Raw genomic sequence first — 13,862 nt, forward strand, 5'->3', positions numbered from 1 at the left:
TATGGAGGTATTTTACACGATAGAGAAGAAAGCTAACGCGGAGTTTAAAGACAAAGGCAGCAAATTCCTGGCTTACGCTTTCCCCGTGAAATCGACGGAAGAGGTGAAGGAATACCTTGCGGAAGTTAAAAAAGAACACCCGAAAGCCACGCATCACTGCTACGCCTACCGCCTCGGCACCGATGGTACACAGTTCCGTGCCGTAGACGACGGCGAACCCGCAGGATCGGCCGGTAAACCCATCCTGGGGCAGATCGACAGCAAACAACTCACCGATACGGCAGTCATCGTGGTACGTTATTTCGGCGGCACCTTACTCGGTGTACCCGGACTGATCAACGCCTATAAAATGTCGGCGGCGATCGTGTTGCAGCTGGTGCCGTCGGTACAAAAGAACGTGGAAACGGCCTATGACCTCACCTTTGATTATACCATCCTGAATGAAGTAATGACGGTGGTGAAGCAGCAGAACTGCACGGTGGCGTCGCAGGAGCTGCAGTTGTTCTGCACCATGCGCATCGGCATCCCGAAGGCGAATGAAGAATTATGCCTGTTACGTTTAAAAGATATTTACGGGCTGGAAATTGCGAAGGTTAAAAAGTAGCATCCAGCTGTTTCATTGTAACACCAAAGATCTTTTTCATTACCGGCTCCAGCCGTTTAGGCGTGCCGGACAAATGAATGGTACGATGGAAGTGTTGTAAACCGGCGCCAGGTTTCAGCTTACTGAAAGGTGACCGGCTGCCGAGTACCAGGGCGTTTTCGTTCCGCGCATCTATCGCCGGCCCGTTGTAAGTAACTTGCCCGCCAGGCATCGTAAATTGAATAATTGTCAGCACTTCCTGTTCCGCATCGTAATACCCGAAATAGTTCGCCGCATTATTAAACATTACCCCGGTTACTTTCCCCGGAGAAAAGATGTTAAACCGTTTCGCCGCCTTATCCGGCAACAACACCCGTATATCATCCGTCGCCGGGAACCGGCCGCTGATTTGTATAAACACGGAATCTGCAGCCGTTGCGCCTTTATTAACAATGTTATTCTCCGATTCAAATGCAATGGCCTGTATGCTTCTATGGAGCGTTTGCCCGCCCAGGTAATTAGGAATATCGCGCCGCGCGATGAGGCGTATACGGCGTTGTAGTGTAAAGTTTCCACTATCTTTTTCCAGCAGGATGCTGTGCTTCGATACCGATATCTGCCTGAACTGGCCGCTGTTCGGATGATCTTCACCATCCTCTTGCGTATACCCGGCAGCGTGATGCGCGTCTTCTTTCTCATTTACCGTGCAGGCGATCACCTGTGCGTTCCAGTCTGGTGTGATCACGATAGCGCCTTTGCTGGTGCTGTCTTTGAATACGAGGATCTTTGTTTGTCGCGATAAATGTTTGACGAGGTTATTGAATTTACGCAGACTATCGCCTTTAGTGACGGGCGTATGGTGATACCTGGCGTTATGCCGGGGCCTGCCGGTGCAGGCAAGCAACAGGAGCAGCAGTGGCAGCAGATATGGTTTCACGATCGGTGTATTTGCATCAGGGGGGCTGACCAAAAAGTAATGGTCAGCCCCTGTTTATTCAGATAGCGGATGGAGATCATCCTGGTTTTAAGCAATTCTCAAAGCCTTCATTTGACTTTGGTCAGTTCCCTGCAAAAGTTATCAGGAGTCGAAGCGTGGGCTTACTACCAGGTCTTTACTGCCGGCCTGGTATTTGTAAAATCCTTCCCCGCTTTTTACGCCAAGGAAGCCCGCATTCACCATGTTCACCAGCAGCGGACATGGCGCATATTTCGGGTTGCCCAGTCCTTCGTGTAAGACCCGCATAATGTACAGGCATACGTCCAGGCCTATGAAGTCGGCCAGTTGTAAAGGCCCCATCGGGTGCGCCATACCCAGTTTCATCACCGTATCGATTTCGGCTACGCCGGATACGCCTTCGTGCAGGCTGATGATGGCTTCATTGATCATTGGCATGAGAATACGGTTGGCCACGAAGCCCGGGTAATCGTTTACCACGCAAGGGACTTTGCCGAGCTGGCGGGAAAGTTCCGTGATTTTATCAGTTACGCTTTTATCCGTCGCATAACCGTTGATAATTTCCACGAGCTTCATCACCGGCACCGGGTTCATGAAGTGCATGCCAATCACCTGTGCAGGGCGTTTGGTAGCGGCGGCGATTTGTGTGATGGAAATGGAAGAAGTATTGGTAGCGAGGATCGCATCGGCCGGAGCCAGGCGGTCCAGGTCGGCAAAGATCTTTAGCTTGAGTGAAAGGTTTTCGGTGGCAGCTTCTACGACGAGTGAAGTGTTTTTAACACCTTCCGCCAGTTCGGTGAAAGTGGTGAGGTTCGCAAGCGTTTGTGCTTTTACCTCGGCCGTAATACTTTCTTTGGCCAGTTGCCTGTCCAGGTTTTTCTCAATCGTGGCCAGCGCTTTTTCCAGGGCAGGGGCAGATACGTCGATCAGGTTTACTTTAAAGCCGCCTTGTGCAAAAACGTGGGCAATGCCGTTACCCATGGTACCGGCGCCAATGATGGCTACTTGTTGCATAATTCGTGGTTGTTTTTGGTGAACCGCTCACTGGCGGATCAGGCAATTTAAAGATTTATGCGTAACAGGCCTTAATCTTTATTCTTGAAGTCGCCCCGCTTCCAGGACTGTATAAACTGTGCCCATGCCAGCGGGTTGAAGATGTTTTGCGGCGGCACCTGGCCGGCGTAGTACAGCGATTGCTGTTGTTTCTTCATGTAGGAATTATATGCTTCACCGCCATCTGCAGGCGTAACACGTTGCAGCGCGCGTAAGTGGTTGGCCTCGGTGTTTTTACGGGCGATCTCGTATTGATCGTTCGGAATATCCATGCTGACGAACATTTTCTCAAACTCTTCCCGGGTGGGGTAAGGTTTGATGATCGTTACCGGCAGATAGGTGGTATCCTCTACGAGCAGCTGGATCATAGAAAAGTTATTGCCTCTCAGGTCAGGCGGGATTTTATATTCTTTTTTACGGAAACCTACCGCACTAAAGGAAAGTGTATCGCCTTTAAATGCTACGATGGAAAAAATACCCTGGCTATTGGAGATCGTACCGCGGTTTTGCCCGCGAACAAGAATACTTACTGCCGGAATGGCACGAAGACTATCGGCCGTCATCGTTACCCCAGAGATCTGTATCACGCTGTCTTTGAACGCAGTGAGCTGAGCTTTAAGTAAAAATGGCAGGCATAGCAGTGCAACAAGTATGTAGATTTTTTTGATCATGCGTCCGACGAAGATAAACAGCATCAAATTAAACATCAATTAGGTTAACTTTGCAGAACGGAACTCATTTTTAACAACAATTTATGATGACGAAAGAGCAGATAATTCACGCCCTGAGCCATGTTGAGGAGCCTGACCTGGGAAAAGACCTGGTGACGCTTAACATGGTGAAGGACATAGAGATAGATGGCGAAAAAGTAAGTTTCACGGTAGTGCTCACCACACCTGCCTGCCCGTTAAAGGACCTGATCCGTAACGCCTGTATCAACGCGGTAAAACACTTTGTAAATAAGGAAGCGGTAGTAACCGTTAACATGACCGCCAACGTAAACTCCACCCGTAAAGACGCGAAAACCGTGTTGCCCGGCGTGAAAAACGTAATTATGGTGGCTTCCGGTAAAGGAGGGGTAGGTAAATCTACCGTAGCGGCTAACCTGGCAATTTCGCTCGCCCAGGGTGGTGCGGAAGTAGGTTTGATGGATGCCGACATTTACGGCCCATCTGTACCCATTATGTTCGGCGTACGCGGCGAACGCCCGATGATGGTTTCGGTAGATGGTAAAGGTAAGATCGCTCCCATGGAGAAGTTTGGGATCAAGTTTATGTCTATCGGCCTGCTGGTAGATGAAAAACAAGCCATCGTATGGCGCGGCCCCATGCTGAGCAGCGCTTTGCGCCAGTTCGTAACCGACGTACACTGGGGCGACCTCGATTACCTCATCATCGACATGCCGCCCGGCACCGGCGACGTGCAGCTTACACTGGTACAAACCGTTCCGGTAACAGGCGCTGTAATCGTCACTACGCCACAGGAAGTGGCCCTGGCAGATGCGAAGAAAGGTATTGCGATGTTTGCCAGCCCCGCGATCAATGTACCGGTAATTGGCCTGGTAGAGAATATGGCTTATTTCACACCGAAAGAACTGCCGGACAATAAATACTATATTTTCGGCCGCGAAGGTGGTAAACGCCTCGCCAGCGAACTGGATATTCCATTTCTCGGACAAATTCCGCTGGTACAGGGCATCCGCGAAGGTGGTGACTACGGTCAGCCGGCGATCACCGGCGATGACGAGATCACTAAAAAAGCATTTATCGACTTTGCCGGTGCTACTGCGCGCGGCATCGCGATGAGGAATGCGAACCTTGCGCCTACGAAGATCGTAGAGGTGATGGTGTAGCAGACGCGCCTTTGTTGACCTTGTTCATCGGGTAATGCGTTCGCGCGTAAAAGTGATGAGAAAAGCTGATTTGTAAGCCCGCGGCTGAAGTGTGCGACGCAACGGCGGCTGAACAGCGGGTTACAGACGGGCTCATAATAAAAGCAATCAGGAGAGGTGTATATACCGTTCAGCATATGGCGCGGTGTATACACCTCTTTCTTTAATAATTTTGCGCTATGTATACTCCAAAAAAATACCAGGAAACAGACTGGCAACTGATTTCCGGCTTTGTACGGGAGAACAGTTTTGGTATGCTGGTGAGTGTGCTGGACGGTCGGCCCGCGGGTACCCACCTGCCGCTTGAGCTGCAGGAGAAAATGCCCGGTGAATGGGTGCTGGAAGGGCACCTTTCTGCCGCTAATCCCCAACGGCACACGTTTGCGAGCGGGCAACCCTTCCTGGCTGTGTTTACCGCTGCACACAGCTATATTTCGTCTTCCTGGTACGAAAAAGAAAAGATCCCCACCTGGAATTATATGGCCGTGCATATTTACGGCCAACTGCGCATACAGACCGAATCGGAATTACGCGCGTCGCTGGAGCGGCTAATGGATACCTACGAAGCTGCATCCCGTTGCCCGGTGCATATTTCGGACGTAGATCCAATCGAGCTACAGAAGAATATAAAAGGGATTGTGGGGTTTGAACTGAAAGTGGAAGAAGTGCAAAGCACCTTTAAACTGAGCCAGAACCGGCACGATGCCGATTACTTTTCTGTGGTGACCCACCTGAAAGCCAAGGGTGACGAGCATTCGCGCCGAATTGCCGAAGAAATGGAGAACCGGCGCCCACAGTAAACAAACAGGCCGGCATGGGAGCCGGCCTGCGTTAGTTCTCAAGGATGTGGCATTTATAAGGTAAAGACTTTTCCACCCACCATTACATCTTGTTTCGCTTCGTCGAAGGTCGCCTTCATACCGGTGCGGTATGCCGCATTACCCATGATGAGCGCGATGGAGTGAGAGTAGGCCGCTTCGATAGGCGCGTTTGTTTCCTTACGGTCACGTACACACTGCATCCAGTTGCGCATGTGTGAGTAAGTAAGCGGATCGCCGCCGGTATTGGCCGACGTAGCAGCCGCTTCACCATCCAGTGACATCGCAGGCAGCAGGTTTGCATGCAGTCCCATCGCCTTGCCTTCATTTTCTGTCATACCGCCGGTGGGTGATATTTTATTGGTGCTCATGTCAATCATGCCGCCGTTAGAGAAATACAGCTCTTTTGTGCCGCCAGCCGAGTTGTGGAAGCGGGAGCTGTACATCACCTGGAAGCCGTTGTTCGGATCGTTCGCCGGACCGTAATCAAATACAGCCGTTAACGTATCCGGGTTGGTACGGCCATCTTTCCACTGGTAGATGCCGCCGTTAGCTACCGCGCTGCGCGGATGTTTGAGGCCCGAGAACCAATGTACCGTATCGATCTGGTGTGTCATCCACTGACCGAAAATGCCGGAGGAGTATGGCCAGAACAGGCGGTACTCCAGGTATTTACGTGGGTCCCAGTTATCTTTCGGCCTGTTTACGAGGAAGCGTTTCCAGTCAACGTCCGATTCGCGGATGTCCTTCACCAGGGCGGGACGTCTCCAGCGGCCCGGCTGGTTTACGTTCCAGGTCATTTCCACCATAGTGATATTACCAAACTTACCTTCTTTAATAAATTTGGCAGCGGCGTGGTAACCAGGGCCGCTACGGCGCTGTGTACCTACCTGGAATATCTTTTTAGACGCTTTCACGGCTTTCAACGCAGCACGTGCATCGCCCATCGTTTCTGCAAAAGGCTTTTCGCAGTATACGTCACAGTTAGCGGTAACCGCCTCAATTGTATGGTAAGCGTGCTGGAAGTCCGCGGTAGCAATGATTACAGCATCGATATCCTTATTGCGATACAGCTCGTCGTTATTGGCATAAGCAGTTACATCGTGGCCCAGTTTGCCGGAAAGCACCTTTTTACCTTCGTCCCGACGACGGTTCCAGATGTCGGACACGCCGATGATATCGAAGTTGAGTTCCTGGCGATTGGCGAGGAAGGTAGGCATGAGTGCCTCCCGGAAGCGGTCGGAAAAGCCGACTACGCCTACGTTCACACGGTCGTTGGAGCCCATAATACGGGCATAGCTGCTGGCGGGTAGTCCCATCGCACTGATAGCAACTCCCGCACCACCCAAAACAGACTGTTTCAGAAATGCACGGCGGGATTTAGTGGAATGCGTCATAAAATTCAAGGTTTTGTATTGTAAGCTTGGTTTAACTGAGTAACGAGATATTCACGCGCGGCCAAAGCCTGCGTGGGCAAGTCTTTCCAACGGCATTCGATGCTGAGGAGGCCCTTGTAATTGATCTCCTTTAATGCTTCGAAGTAGGGTACGAAATTCTCCTGGTTCGTACCCGGAACGGCGCGGCCTTCTTTTTCGGCAATGTGGCAATGCACCAGGTTTTTACGCGCATTGATGATGCTTTCCGGCGACTCGTTTTCCATCAGCATATGATAGATGTCGGCCGTTAGTTTGAAGTTTTTATGATTAATACGCGTAGCCAGTTCATTTGCAAAGGCTAAAGTAGTAATGAAATTATCTTCTGTCTTATTCAGACTCTCCATTGCGATGGTGATATCGTGTTTTTTTGCTACCTCGGCCATTTTGCGACCGATGTATACAAATTCTTCGATGGCTTTGTTGCGGTCATAACCCTCCGGCAGCCTGCGGGAGGCGGAGCTGCCCAGTACGATGATATTTACACCGGCTTGTTTGGCATGGCGGAACACGGTATCCACATAACCTACTACCCAGGCTTCGTTTACATGCGGACCAATGAGCATGAGGCCGGGCGGAAGGAAGGAGTTAGCTGCTTTTACCGGGCGGCGCGTCTTTTTCAGCTTTGCGAGGTTTTTAGCGAAGGCGCTGTCGGACATATGAAACAGTTTCCGGGTATTTTCTTCAATATAATCGTAGCCAGTGGCGGCCAGCAGACTGTCGTTATCCATGGAAGTGTTCACGCCGATACGTATCGGCAGCTTTTGTGCATTCGATTGCACTACGCTTGCAATCAGGAGGAATGTAACCAGGTATAATGTCTTTTTCATCAACGGGAACCAGTTTTTTATCAGAGGAAGGACAAAAATTAAGAACTTAATTCGGAAATTCAAAATTCCCGGTTTGGAAAAAATGGTAGAACTTTAAAAGGAGGGTGAATCAACCGAATATTACCGTCAACTATTTCACTAACTTTGCGCCCCTAACAATAATTATATGAACAGACAGGAACTGGTGAACTTAATCCGGGAACGGAAATCGTATTTGTGCGTTGGTCTCGATACCGATATTCAGAAAATCCCCAAGCATTTGCTGTCGCTCCCGGACCCGATCTTTGCTTTTAACAAGGCGATCATCGATGCCACAAAAGACCTGTGTGTGTCTTACAAGATCAATACTGCCTTTTACGAGTGCCAGGGCATTCGTGGCTGGGAAAGCCTGCAACGTACGGTGGAGTATATACCGAAAGGCATTTTTACCATTGCAGATGCGAAGCGCGGTGATATCGGCAACACATCTACCTATTACGCTAAAACTTTCTTCGATACCTATGGGTTTGATTCTGTGACGGTTGCGCCTTATATGGGCCGCGATAGCGTGACGCCGTTCCTCGGTTTTTCAGAGAAGTGGGCGATCGTACTGGGACTCACCTCTAACGAAGGCAGCCAGGATTTTCAGCAACTACAGACTTCCGAAGGACTTTTATATGAACAGGTGATGAAAACCACCGCCAGCTGGGGCAGCCCGGATAATATGATGTTCGTAGTAGGTGCTACCCAGGCAGATTCTATTGCTGCTATCCGCCGCATACTGCCGGATCACTTCTTTCTGGTGCCAGGAGTAGGAGCCCAGGGCGGTAGTTTAAAAGAAATTTCAGAGAAAGGGTTGAATAAAGATGCCGGTTTGTTAGTGAACGCCAGCCGTGCGATCATTTATGCGGGTAACGACGAGCGTTTTGCAGAAGATGCGCGTGAAGCGGCAAAAGCTTACCAGGCGGAGATGGCAGAATACCTGTCGGCATTGTAGCCTTCAAATATTATTTGGACGAGAGGCACTCCGTACGGGGTGCCTTTTTTTGTAATAAGAAACGATATACAGTTACAGGATAGTGAGGTTGGCCTATTTAGTCTGGCCGTTGTTCATGGCGTACCAGCGTTTCAGCTCGTAGCTGTAAATACCGGTTGTAATGGCGGTGTCGCGTTGCATCAATTGATCTGCCTCCAGGCTGTCCATCGCGTTAAGGACAAAAATTTCCTGTAAGTCCGGGTTTTTGTCAGCAAATGGACCGGCGGCCAGCGCGTTGCCATTTAGCGTAAGTTGCTGAACCTGATGGAAATGTGCCTTAAGAATGCCATTGGTTTGTTGTGTGGTGAACGACTGGTTAGGGCCTTTCGTCAGCAACACCAGCCAGCATTGTTTAAACTGAGGTTGGGCAGAGCGTTTCGCTGGCTGGGACGAATTGATGGCTACCGAAGTGCGGGGCGGAACGACGGCCATTATCAGCACCATGAAGGAAAATAATAAAAACGCGGGTAGCAGTTTTGTCATAGTTGATCTTTTGGTTCCGGGCCCGAAGGTAAACAGTTTCGCCATACTTGCGGACGTTTGCGGCATAATTTAGTATCTTGCTAATGGTGTGCCTGTGCTGAAATGTTTGACAGTGAAGGTTTTTAGCCCGAATATATAATTAAACGAAATATATGCGACAAGACCTGTTCCAATCGCCCGATTACTACCAGGTAGACGATCTGCTGTCAGAAGAACATAAGTTAGTCCGTGAGGCGGTGAGACAATGGGTGAAACAATCGCTCAGCCCGATCATCGAAGAACATTGCCAGCGCGCCGAGTTCCCGAAACATTTATTACCCGGATTAGGCAGTTTAGGCTGCTTCGGCCCCACTATTCCCACCGAATACGGCGGCGGCGGGCTGGACCAGATTGCGTACGGGCTCATGATGCAGGAGCTGGAGCGGGGGGATAGCGGGATACGTTCTACTGCTTCGGTACAGGGTTCGCTGGTGATGTACCCGATTTTGCAGTACGGCAGCGAGGAACAGAAACGTAAATATCTTCCTAAACTGGCTACGGGCGAGATGATGGGCTGCTTCGGCCTCACAGAGCCAGATTTCGGCTCCAACCCCGCCGGTATGCTTACTTACTTTGATGAAGACGGCGACCATATTATCCTCAACGGCGCGAAGATGTGGATTTCCAATGCGCCCTTTGCAGATATAGCTATTGTGTGGGCCAAAGACCCCGATCGCAAAGTGCGTGGCGTGATTGTGGAGCGCGGCATGGAAGGCTTCTCGACCCCGGAAACAAAAGGTAAATGGAGCCTGCGGGCGAGCGCCACCGGCGAACTGGTGCTTGATAATGTACGCATCCCTAAATCCAACATATTAGCGGAGGCCCGCGGGTTAAAGGCGCCGCTGTCCTGCCTGGACGCTGCCCGCTACGGCATTGCCTGGGGCGCTATCGGTGCGGCGATGGATTGTTACGACACGGCTTTACGTTATGCGCAGGAGCGGGTGCAGTTCGACAGGCCTATAGCGGGCTTCCAATTAACACAAAAGAAACTGGCCGAAATGGTGACCGAGATCACCAAGGCGCAGCTCATGAACTGGCGGTTAGGCGTGTTGAAGAACGAAAACAAAGCGCGTCCCGAACAGATATCCATGGCTAAACGAAATGCCTGCGAAACCGCGTTGAAGATTGCACACGATGCCCGTCAGATACTGGGTGCCATGGGCATTGCGGGCGAGTATCCCATCATGCGGCACCTCATGAACCTGGAGAGTGTGGTGACTTATGAAGGCACCCACGAAATTCATTTACTGATCACCGGTATGGATATTACCGGCCAAAATGCGTTTAAATAGACTGATGTTCCGCGCTTTCCTTTTAATCGCCTGCCTGTGCGGCAGCCTGCACAGCCATAGCCAGCGACTAGTCACGTTCGAGGGTCAGGCACAGGGTACTTATTACATTGTAAAATATCTTTCGGAGGATACTGTTTCGCTGCAACCACAGGTGACTGCCTTGTTCCGGGAGATCGATGCTTCGCTTTCGCTATGGCAGCCGGCATCTTTGATCAACCGCTTTAACGAAAGCGAGCGTGGGGTGTTGATGGATGCGCATATGCGTACGGTGGTCAAACGTGCGCAGGAAGTGAGCAGGGCGACAAAGGGCGCATTCGATATTACCGTTAAGCCACTGGTAGATCTCTGGGGATTTGGGGTGATACGGCATCAGCGTAAGCCATCGGCCGATAGTATTCGTTACGCGCTGCAATTCACCGGTTACAAGCTTTTACAGGTGAAAGGCGATTCGTTGATAAAAAAGAAAGCGCAGGTGCAGATCGATGCAAATGGTGTGGCACAAGGGTATACAACAGATTGTGTGGCTCGTTTGCTGGAAAGCTGTGGAATTGCGAATTACCTGGTAGATGTGGGAGGGGAGCTGCGTGCCAAGGGTGTGAATGCCCGCGGTAATAGCTGGAGTGTGGGCATCGAACGCCCGTCCGGCGCAGCCGCCCGTCCGCAACAGGCACTCCTGTACCTCGCGCAAAAATCCATTGCGACCAGTGGCAACTACCGCCGCTTTTTCGATGAGGGCAAAACAAGATATGCGCACACGATCGATCCCAAAACGGGTATTGCGTTGCATAGTAACGTGATCAGTGTAACAGTGGTGGCCGACGATTGCATCACTTCCGACGCATTTGATAATGCATTGATGCTCTGGGGGCCGGAGAAGGGGTTGAAGTTTATTCGCCAACACCCGGAACTACGTCTTGAAGCGGCTTACATCTTCACCAAAAAAAAGGGCGAAACGAAAGAAGCGTATTCGCCCGGTTTCCTGGAGATGATGAAAAAATAAGCGCAATGTAATGTAAAAAATGAGGTCACTCTCATGCGATGAAAAAATGAGGCCGCCCCTTTTCGGGAGCGGCCTTCCGCCATTCTCACACTTCACTATTGGAAAACAGTCCTGTGTATGCTAAGTTTTTTAATGGATATGTACTTTGATACCTATATTTCCTTGCAACGAATTGAAGCCGCTGATCTCGCTGAAGTTGTACGGCGCATAGTTATACTGTACGCTCGCATTGAACATCACCGGTGAGTATTTACCGAAAGGCACGTTAATACCCAGTTCCGGACTCACCAGGAACGACCATTTGTTCGATTTGTCCACGAACTCGCCCCAATATTTTTCGTAATTCATGTTCGCCGCACCAATGCCCAGGCTACCATAAGGAATCACCTTTGCGTCTGCTTTCGCGAAATTATATTGACCTACAGCCTGTATCGGCAACACCTGCAGCGTACGTTGCTGCACCGCGGAAATGTCGGATCCTTTATCGGGATACACCATACGGTCAGTTTTTTCGTAGAAGTCGTTAAAACCAAAGCCTAAACCCAGGCTGAACCGGTCGTTCAGCGAGTAGTTGATGCCTGCCTTCCAGCCGCGGAAGCTGGTGTTGCCGGCATAATCGCTGAGGGAGCCGTTAGGTTGTGCGATGGAATAATTGAAGTTTACGGATAACGGAGACCTGCTCTGCGCGGCGGCTTTGTGAAGACCGGCACCAGCGGTAACGAGCAGTAACATTATTGCGATCTTTTTCATCTTCATCCTTTTTTTAATTGAGTGTTTGCAGGTAAGCCGACTGGTCGAACACTGCTTTTACCATACTGCTGATATTATTGCTGCTCCATACCCCACTGCCACGCAACATAGCGTTCCATACGGCGGTCAGCTGGTTGCCTTCCTTACCGGCGCTGTTTTTCAGGTCAAGCATATCGATGCTGACAGAACGTTCGCGGTTTTGGAAAACCGTGTAGTAAGAAGGCCAGTAGTAGCCATAGCCAGGGAAGCCCCAGTAGCCGGTGTCCCAATAGCCGGGCCAGCCGCTCCAGTAGCCGGGTGTCCAGGCGGCGGAGTAAGAAGTATTATCGATGCGGCTAAGGTTTACCGCAAGGTCTGGTTTAGCTTCTTTGCCCACGGCCGTATAGCCGCGCGCTTCCAGCTGTGCTTTTACCGCTGCGATCAATTGCTGATCATAACTGGTCAGTTCTTTTTTCGCCCCGGCGTTGCTGATCACCGCTACAGAGTCGACGATGCTGAACGTTGCATACGTTTTAAAGTCAGCTGTTTCGTCATGGTTGGTGATGTAAATTCTTGATTCCTCTTCTGTGAGATTGTCCAGCGGTTGCTTTCTGCAACTGGCGAGCAGAACTGTTGCCACTACCGCCAAACTCATAAACATGGTTACTCTTTTCATATATCAGGCGTTTTTTAATCCACGCCTATTAGATATAGAAAGAAATGCCAGGTTTACTGGGGTTTTGTTAATGTAATTCTAAAGTTTTGTTAAGGAAGCTTGCGAAAATGAGGAAAAGTATAAGCGATAAATGTCCTGGTGGCAGTGAAGCCACCGCGACCGCTTTATCAGAAGATCGTTTCTTTGAACAACTGTAGCGTACGCGCCCACGCCTTTTCCGCAGAAGCCTTGTCATAACGCGGCCCTGCGGTATCGTTATGAAAAGCATGTTGCGCGCCGCCATAAATGAATACTTCGTAGTTGATGTTAGCCGCTTTTAGCGCCTCCTCGTAGGCCGCAATGCCCGCATTCACCCGCTCGTCTTTTTCGCCATAATGCAATTGCAAGCGCGCTTTGATCTTCGGCACATCTGCCGCAGCGGGTTGCATGCCGTAAAAGGCAGCACCTGCGTCGAGGGTAGGATCGTTTACTGCCAGCTGATTGGTGAGCGCGCCGCCCCAACAGAAGCCAACAGCGGCTGTTTTGCCGTTGCTTTCTGGGAGCGCTTTCAGGTAATCGAACCCTTTGATGAAGCTGTTCAGGTTCTGTTTGGCGTCCAGCTTGCCAAACAGTCCGCGGGCCTCATCTTCATTGGCCGGCGTACCGCCGAAGGGCGACAGTGCATCCGGTGCCAGCGCGATGTAACCGGCGGCGGCTACGCGACGGGCAACGTCGCGGATATGCGGGTTGAGGCCGCGGTTTTCGTGGATGACGATAACGGCGCCGCGTTTTTCACCAGCTTTGAGGTTATCTGGTTTAACGAGGTAACCTTTCATGGTCACATTATCGCCCGGGTACGTAATATCTTCTGCGGTGATGCCTTTGAACGTATCCGGAACAGTGGCGGCATGTGCGTAATTAGCCTCCAGCAAGGGGAGTATGGTCATAGCCGCGGCCACGCTGCCGGTGATTTGCGCCAGGCGGCGGAGGAAGTCCTCCCGTTTGAGCGGCTTATGGGTATATTCATCAAAAAGGTTGATAATTTTCTGGTCCATGTGATGGGGAATTTAGCTGAATAGAAAGATA

15 protein-coding genes are annotated in these 13,862 nt (G+C 50.7%); 6 read left to right on the plus strand and 9 right to left on the minus strand.

Annotated elements, in window-relative coordinates:
• Nucleotide 1: 1 nt before the first annotated feature.
• Complete coding sequence (locus MKQ68_RS02670) at nt 2-604, plus strand: IMPACT family protein (RefSeq protein WP_264281964.1); 603 nt, start codon at nt 2-4, stop codon at nt 602-604.
• Here MKQ68_RS02670 and MKQ68_RS02675 read toward each other — a convergent pair.
• The 3 genes from MKQ68_RS02675 to MKQ68_RS02685 all read right to left on the minus strand — a co-directional run bounded on the left by MKQ68_RS02675 (nt 594) and on the right by MKQ68_RS02685 (nt 3,262).
• The gene (locus MKQ68_RS02675; protein ID WP_264281965.1) at nt 594-1,520 is read right to left on the minus strand and encodes a DUF6786 family protein; all 927 of its coding nucleotides are present in this window, start codon (nt 1,518-1,520) and stop codon (nt 594-596) included. The genes MKQ68_RS02670 and MKQ68_RS02675 overlap by 11 nt on opposite strands.
• A 141-nt stretch (nt 1,521-1,661) precedes the next feature.
• Nucleotides 1,662-2,552, minus strand: a complete 891-nt coding sequence (locus tag MKQ68_RS02680) for a 3-hydroxyacyl-CoA dehydrogenase family protein (protein WP_264281966.1) — start codon at nt 2,550-2,552, stop codon at nt 1,662-1,664.
• A 71-nt stretch (nt 2,553-2,623) separates the two neighbouring features.
• Nucleotides 2,624-3,262: a carboxypeptidase-like regulatory domain-containing protein gene (locus MKQ68_RS02685; protein ID WP_264281967.1), complete on the minus strand. Its 639-nt coding sequence runs from the start codon at nt 3,260-3,262 to the stop codon at nt 2,624-2,626.
• An 83-nt stretch (nt 3,263-3,345) separates the two neighbouring features.
• Between MKQ68_RS02685 and MKQ68_RS02690 the strand changes: the two genes are divergently transcribed.
• The gene (locus MKQ68_RS02690; protein WP_244845295.1) at nt 3,346-4,443 is read left to right on the plus strand and encodes an Mrp/NBP35 family ATP-binding protein; all 1,098 of its coding nucleotides are present in this window, start codon (nt 3,346-3,348) and stop codon (nt 4,441-4,443) included.
• A gap of 218 nt (nt 4,444-4,661) precedes the next feature.
• Entirely contained in the window at nt 4,662-5,282 is a 621-nt protein-coding gene (locus MKQ68_RS02695) for an FMN-binding negative transcriptional regulator (RefSeq protein WP_264281968.1), read from the plus strand.
• 53 nt (nt 5,283-5,335) lie between these two features.
• On the opposite strand, the gene MKQ68_RS02700 is transcribed toward MKQ68_RS02695, so the two are convergent.
• Together MKQ68_RS02700 and MKQ68_RS02705 are read right to left on the minus strand one after the other, a co-directional pair.
• The gene (locus tag MKQ68_RS02700; RefSeq protein ID WP_264281969.1) at nt 5,336-6,697 is read right to left on the minus strand and encodes a Gfo/Idh/MocA family protein; all 1,362 of its coding nucleotides are present in this window, start codon (nt 6,695-6,697) and stop codon (nt 5,336-5,338) included.
• Between the two features lie 5 nt (nt 6,698-6,702).
• Nucleotides 6,703-7,563 (minus strand): sugar phosphate isomerase/epimerase family protein, encoded by an 861-nt coding sequence (locus tag MKQ68_RS02705; RefSeq protein ID WP_264281970.1) that lies wholly within the window; start codon nt 7,561-7,563, stop codon nt 6,703-6,705.
• A 166-nt stretch (nt 7,564-7,729) separates the two neighbouring features.
• Here MKQ68_RS02705 and pyrF point away from each other — a divergent pair, with 166 nt between their 5' ends.
• Entirely contained in the window at nt 7,730-8,539 is an 810-nt protein-coding gene (gene pyrF, locus MKQ68_RS02710; protein WP_264281971.1) for an orotidine-5'-phosphate decarboxylase, read from the plus strand.
• A gap of 93 nt (nt 8,540-8,632) precedes the next feature.
• Here pyrF and MKQ68_RS02715 read toward each other — a convergent pair whose 3' ends face one another.
• On the minus strand, nt 8,633-9,061 hold the full coding sequence (locus MKQ68_RS02715) for a YciI family protein (RefSeq protein ID WP_264281972.1): 429 nt from the start codon (nt 9,059-9,061) through the stop codon (nt 8,633-8,635).
• A gap of 152 nt (nt 9,062-9,213) precedes the next feature.
• Between MKQ68_RS02715 and MKQ68_RS02720 the strand changes: the two genes are divergently transcribed.
• Together MKQ68_RS02720 and MKQ68_RS02725 are read left to right on the plus strand one after the other, a co-directional pair.
• Nucleotides 9,214-10,392 carry an acyl-CoA dehydrogenase family protein gene (locus tag MKQ68_RS02720; RefSeq protein WP_264281974.1) on the plus strand — a complete coding sequence of 393 codons (1,179 nt, stop codon included), beginning with the start codon at nt 9,214-9,216 and terminating at the stop codon, nt 10,390-10,392.
• The gene (locus MKQ68_RS02725) at nt 10,379-11,392 is read left to right on the plus strand and encodes an FAD:protein FMN transferase (protein ID WP_264281975.1); all 1,014 of its coding nucleotides are present in this window, start codon (nt 10,379-10,381) and stop codon (nt 11,390-11,392) included. Before MKQ68_RS02720 ends, MKQ68_RS02725 begins: the two co-directional genes overlap by 14 nt.
• Nucleotides 11,393-11,521: 129 nt before the next feature.
• Here the strand turns inward: MKQ68_RS02725 and MKQ68_RS02730 are convergent, their stop codons facing one another.
• From MKQ68_RS02730 to MKQ68_RS02740, 3 genes are all read right to left on the minus strand, one after another.
• Complete coding sequence (locus MKQ68_RS02730) at nt 11,522-12,142, minus strand: outer membrane beta-barrel protein (RefSeq protein WP_244845286.1); 621 nt, start codon at nt 12,140-12,142, stop codon at nt 11,522-11,524.
• A 13-nt stretch (nt 12,143-12,155) separates the two neighbouring features.
• Nucleotides 12,156-12,797: a DUF4136 domain-containing protein gene (locus tag MKQ68_RS02735; RefSeq protein ID WP_264281976.1), complete on the minus strand. Its 642-nt coding sequence runs from the start codon at nt 12,795-12,797 to the stop codon at nt 12,156-12,158.
• Nucleotides 12,798-12,964: 167 nt separating this feature from the next.
• Complete coding sequence (locus MKQ68_RS02740; RefSeq protein ID WP_244845283.1) at nt 12,965-13,831, minus strand: dienelactone hydrolase family protein; 867 nt, start codon at nt 13,829-13,831, stop codon at nt 12,965-12,967.
• Nucleotides 13,832-13,862: the final 31 nt, after the last annotated feature.

Origin of the sequence: Chitinophaga horti (assembly GCF_022867795.2) — a bacterium.
Lineage (GTDB): Bacteria > Bacteroidota > Bacteroidia > Chitinophagales > Chitinophagaceae > Chitinophaga > Chitinophaga horti.

Bases quoted from the DNA above. Each gene is read 5' to 3' on its own strand.
- MKQ68_RS02715 (WP_264281972.1), bottom strand. From the start codon at position 9,061: ATGACAAAACTGCTACCCGCGTTTTTATTATTTTCCTTCATGGTGCTG.
- MKQ68_RS02735 (WP_264281976.1), bottom strand. From the start codon at position 12,797: ATGAAAAGAGTAACCATGTTTATGAGTTTGGCGGTAGTGGCAACAGTT.
- MKQ68_RS02685 (WP_264281967.1), bottom strand. From the start codon at position 3,262: ATGATCAAAAAAATCTACATACTTGTTGCACTGCTATGCCTGCCATTT.
- MKQ68_RS02725 (WP_264281975.1), top strand. From the start codon at position 10,379: ATGCGTTTAAATAGACTGATGTTCCGCGCTTTCCTTTTAATCGCCTGC.
- MKQ68_RS02705 (WP_264281970.1), bottom strand. From the start codon at position 7,563: ATGAAAAAGACATTATACCTGGTTACATTCCTCCTGATTGCAAGCGTA.
- MKQ68_RS02670 (WP_264281964.1), top strand. From the start codon at position 2: ATGGAGGTATTTTACACGATAGAGAAGAAAGCTAACGCGGAGTTTAAA.
- MKQ68_RS02740 (WP_244845283.1), bottom strand. From the start codon at position 13,831: ATGGACCAGAAAATTATCAACCTTTTTGATGAATATACCCATAAGCCG.
- MKQ68_RS02690 (WP_244845295.1), top strand. From the start codon at position 3,346: ATGATGACGAAAGAGCAGATAATTCACGCCCTGAGCCATGTTGAGGAG.
- MKQ68_RS02700 (WP_264281969.1), bottom strand. From the start codon at position 6,697: ATGACGCATTCCACTAAATCCCGCCGTGCATTTCTGAAACAGTCTGTT.
- pyrF (WP_264281971.1), top strand. From the start codon at position 7,730: ATGAACAGACAGGAACTGGTGAACTTAATCCGGGAACGGAAATCGTAT.
- MKQ68_RS02680 (WP_264281966.1), bottom strand. From the start codon at position 2,552: ATGCAACAAGTAGCCATCATTGGCGCCGGTACCATGGGTAACGGCATT.
- MKQ68_RS02695 (WP_264281968.1), top strand. From the start codon at position 4,662: ATGTATACTCCAAAAAAATACCAGGAAACAGACTGGCAACTGATTTCC.
- MKQ68_RS02720 (WP_264281974.1), top strand. From the start codon at position 9,214: ATGCGACAAGACCTGTTCCAATCGCCCGATTACTACCAGGTAGACGAT.
- MKQ68_RS02730 (WP_244845286.1), bottom strand. From the start codon at position 12,142: ATGAAAAAGATCGCAATAATGTTACTGCTCGTTACCGCTGGTGCCGGT.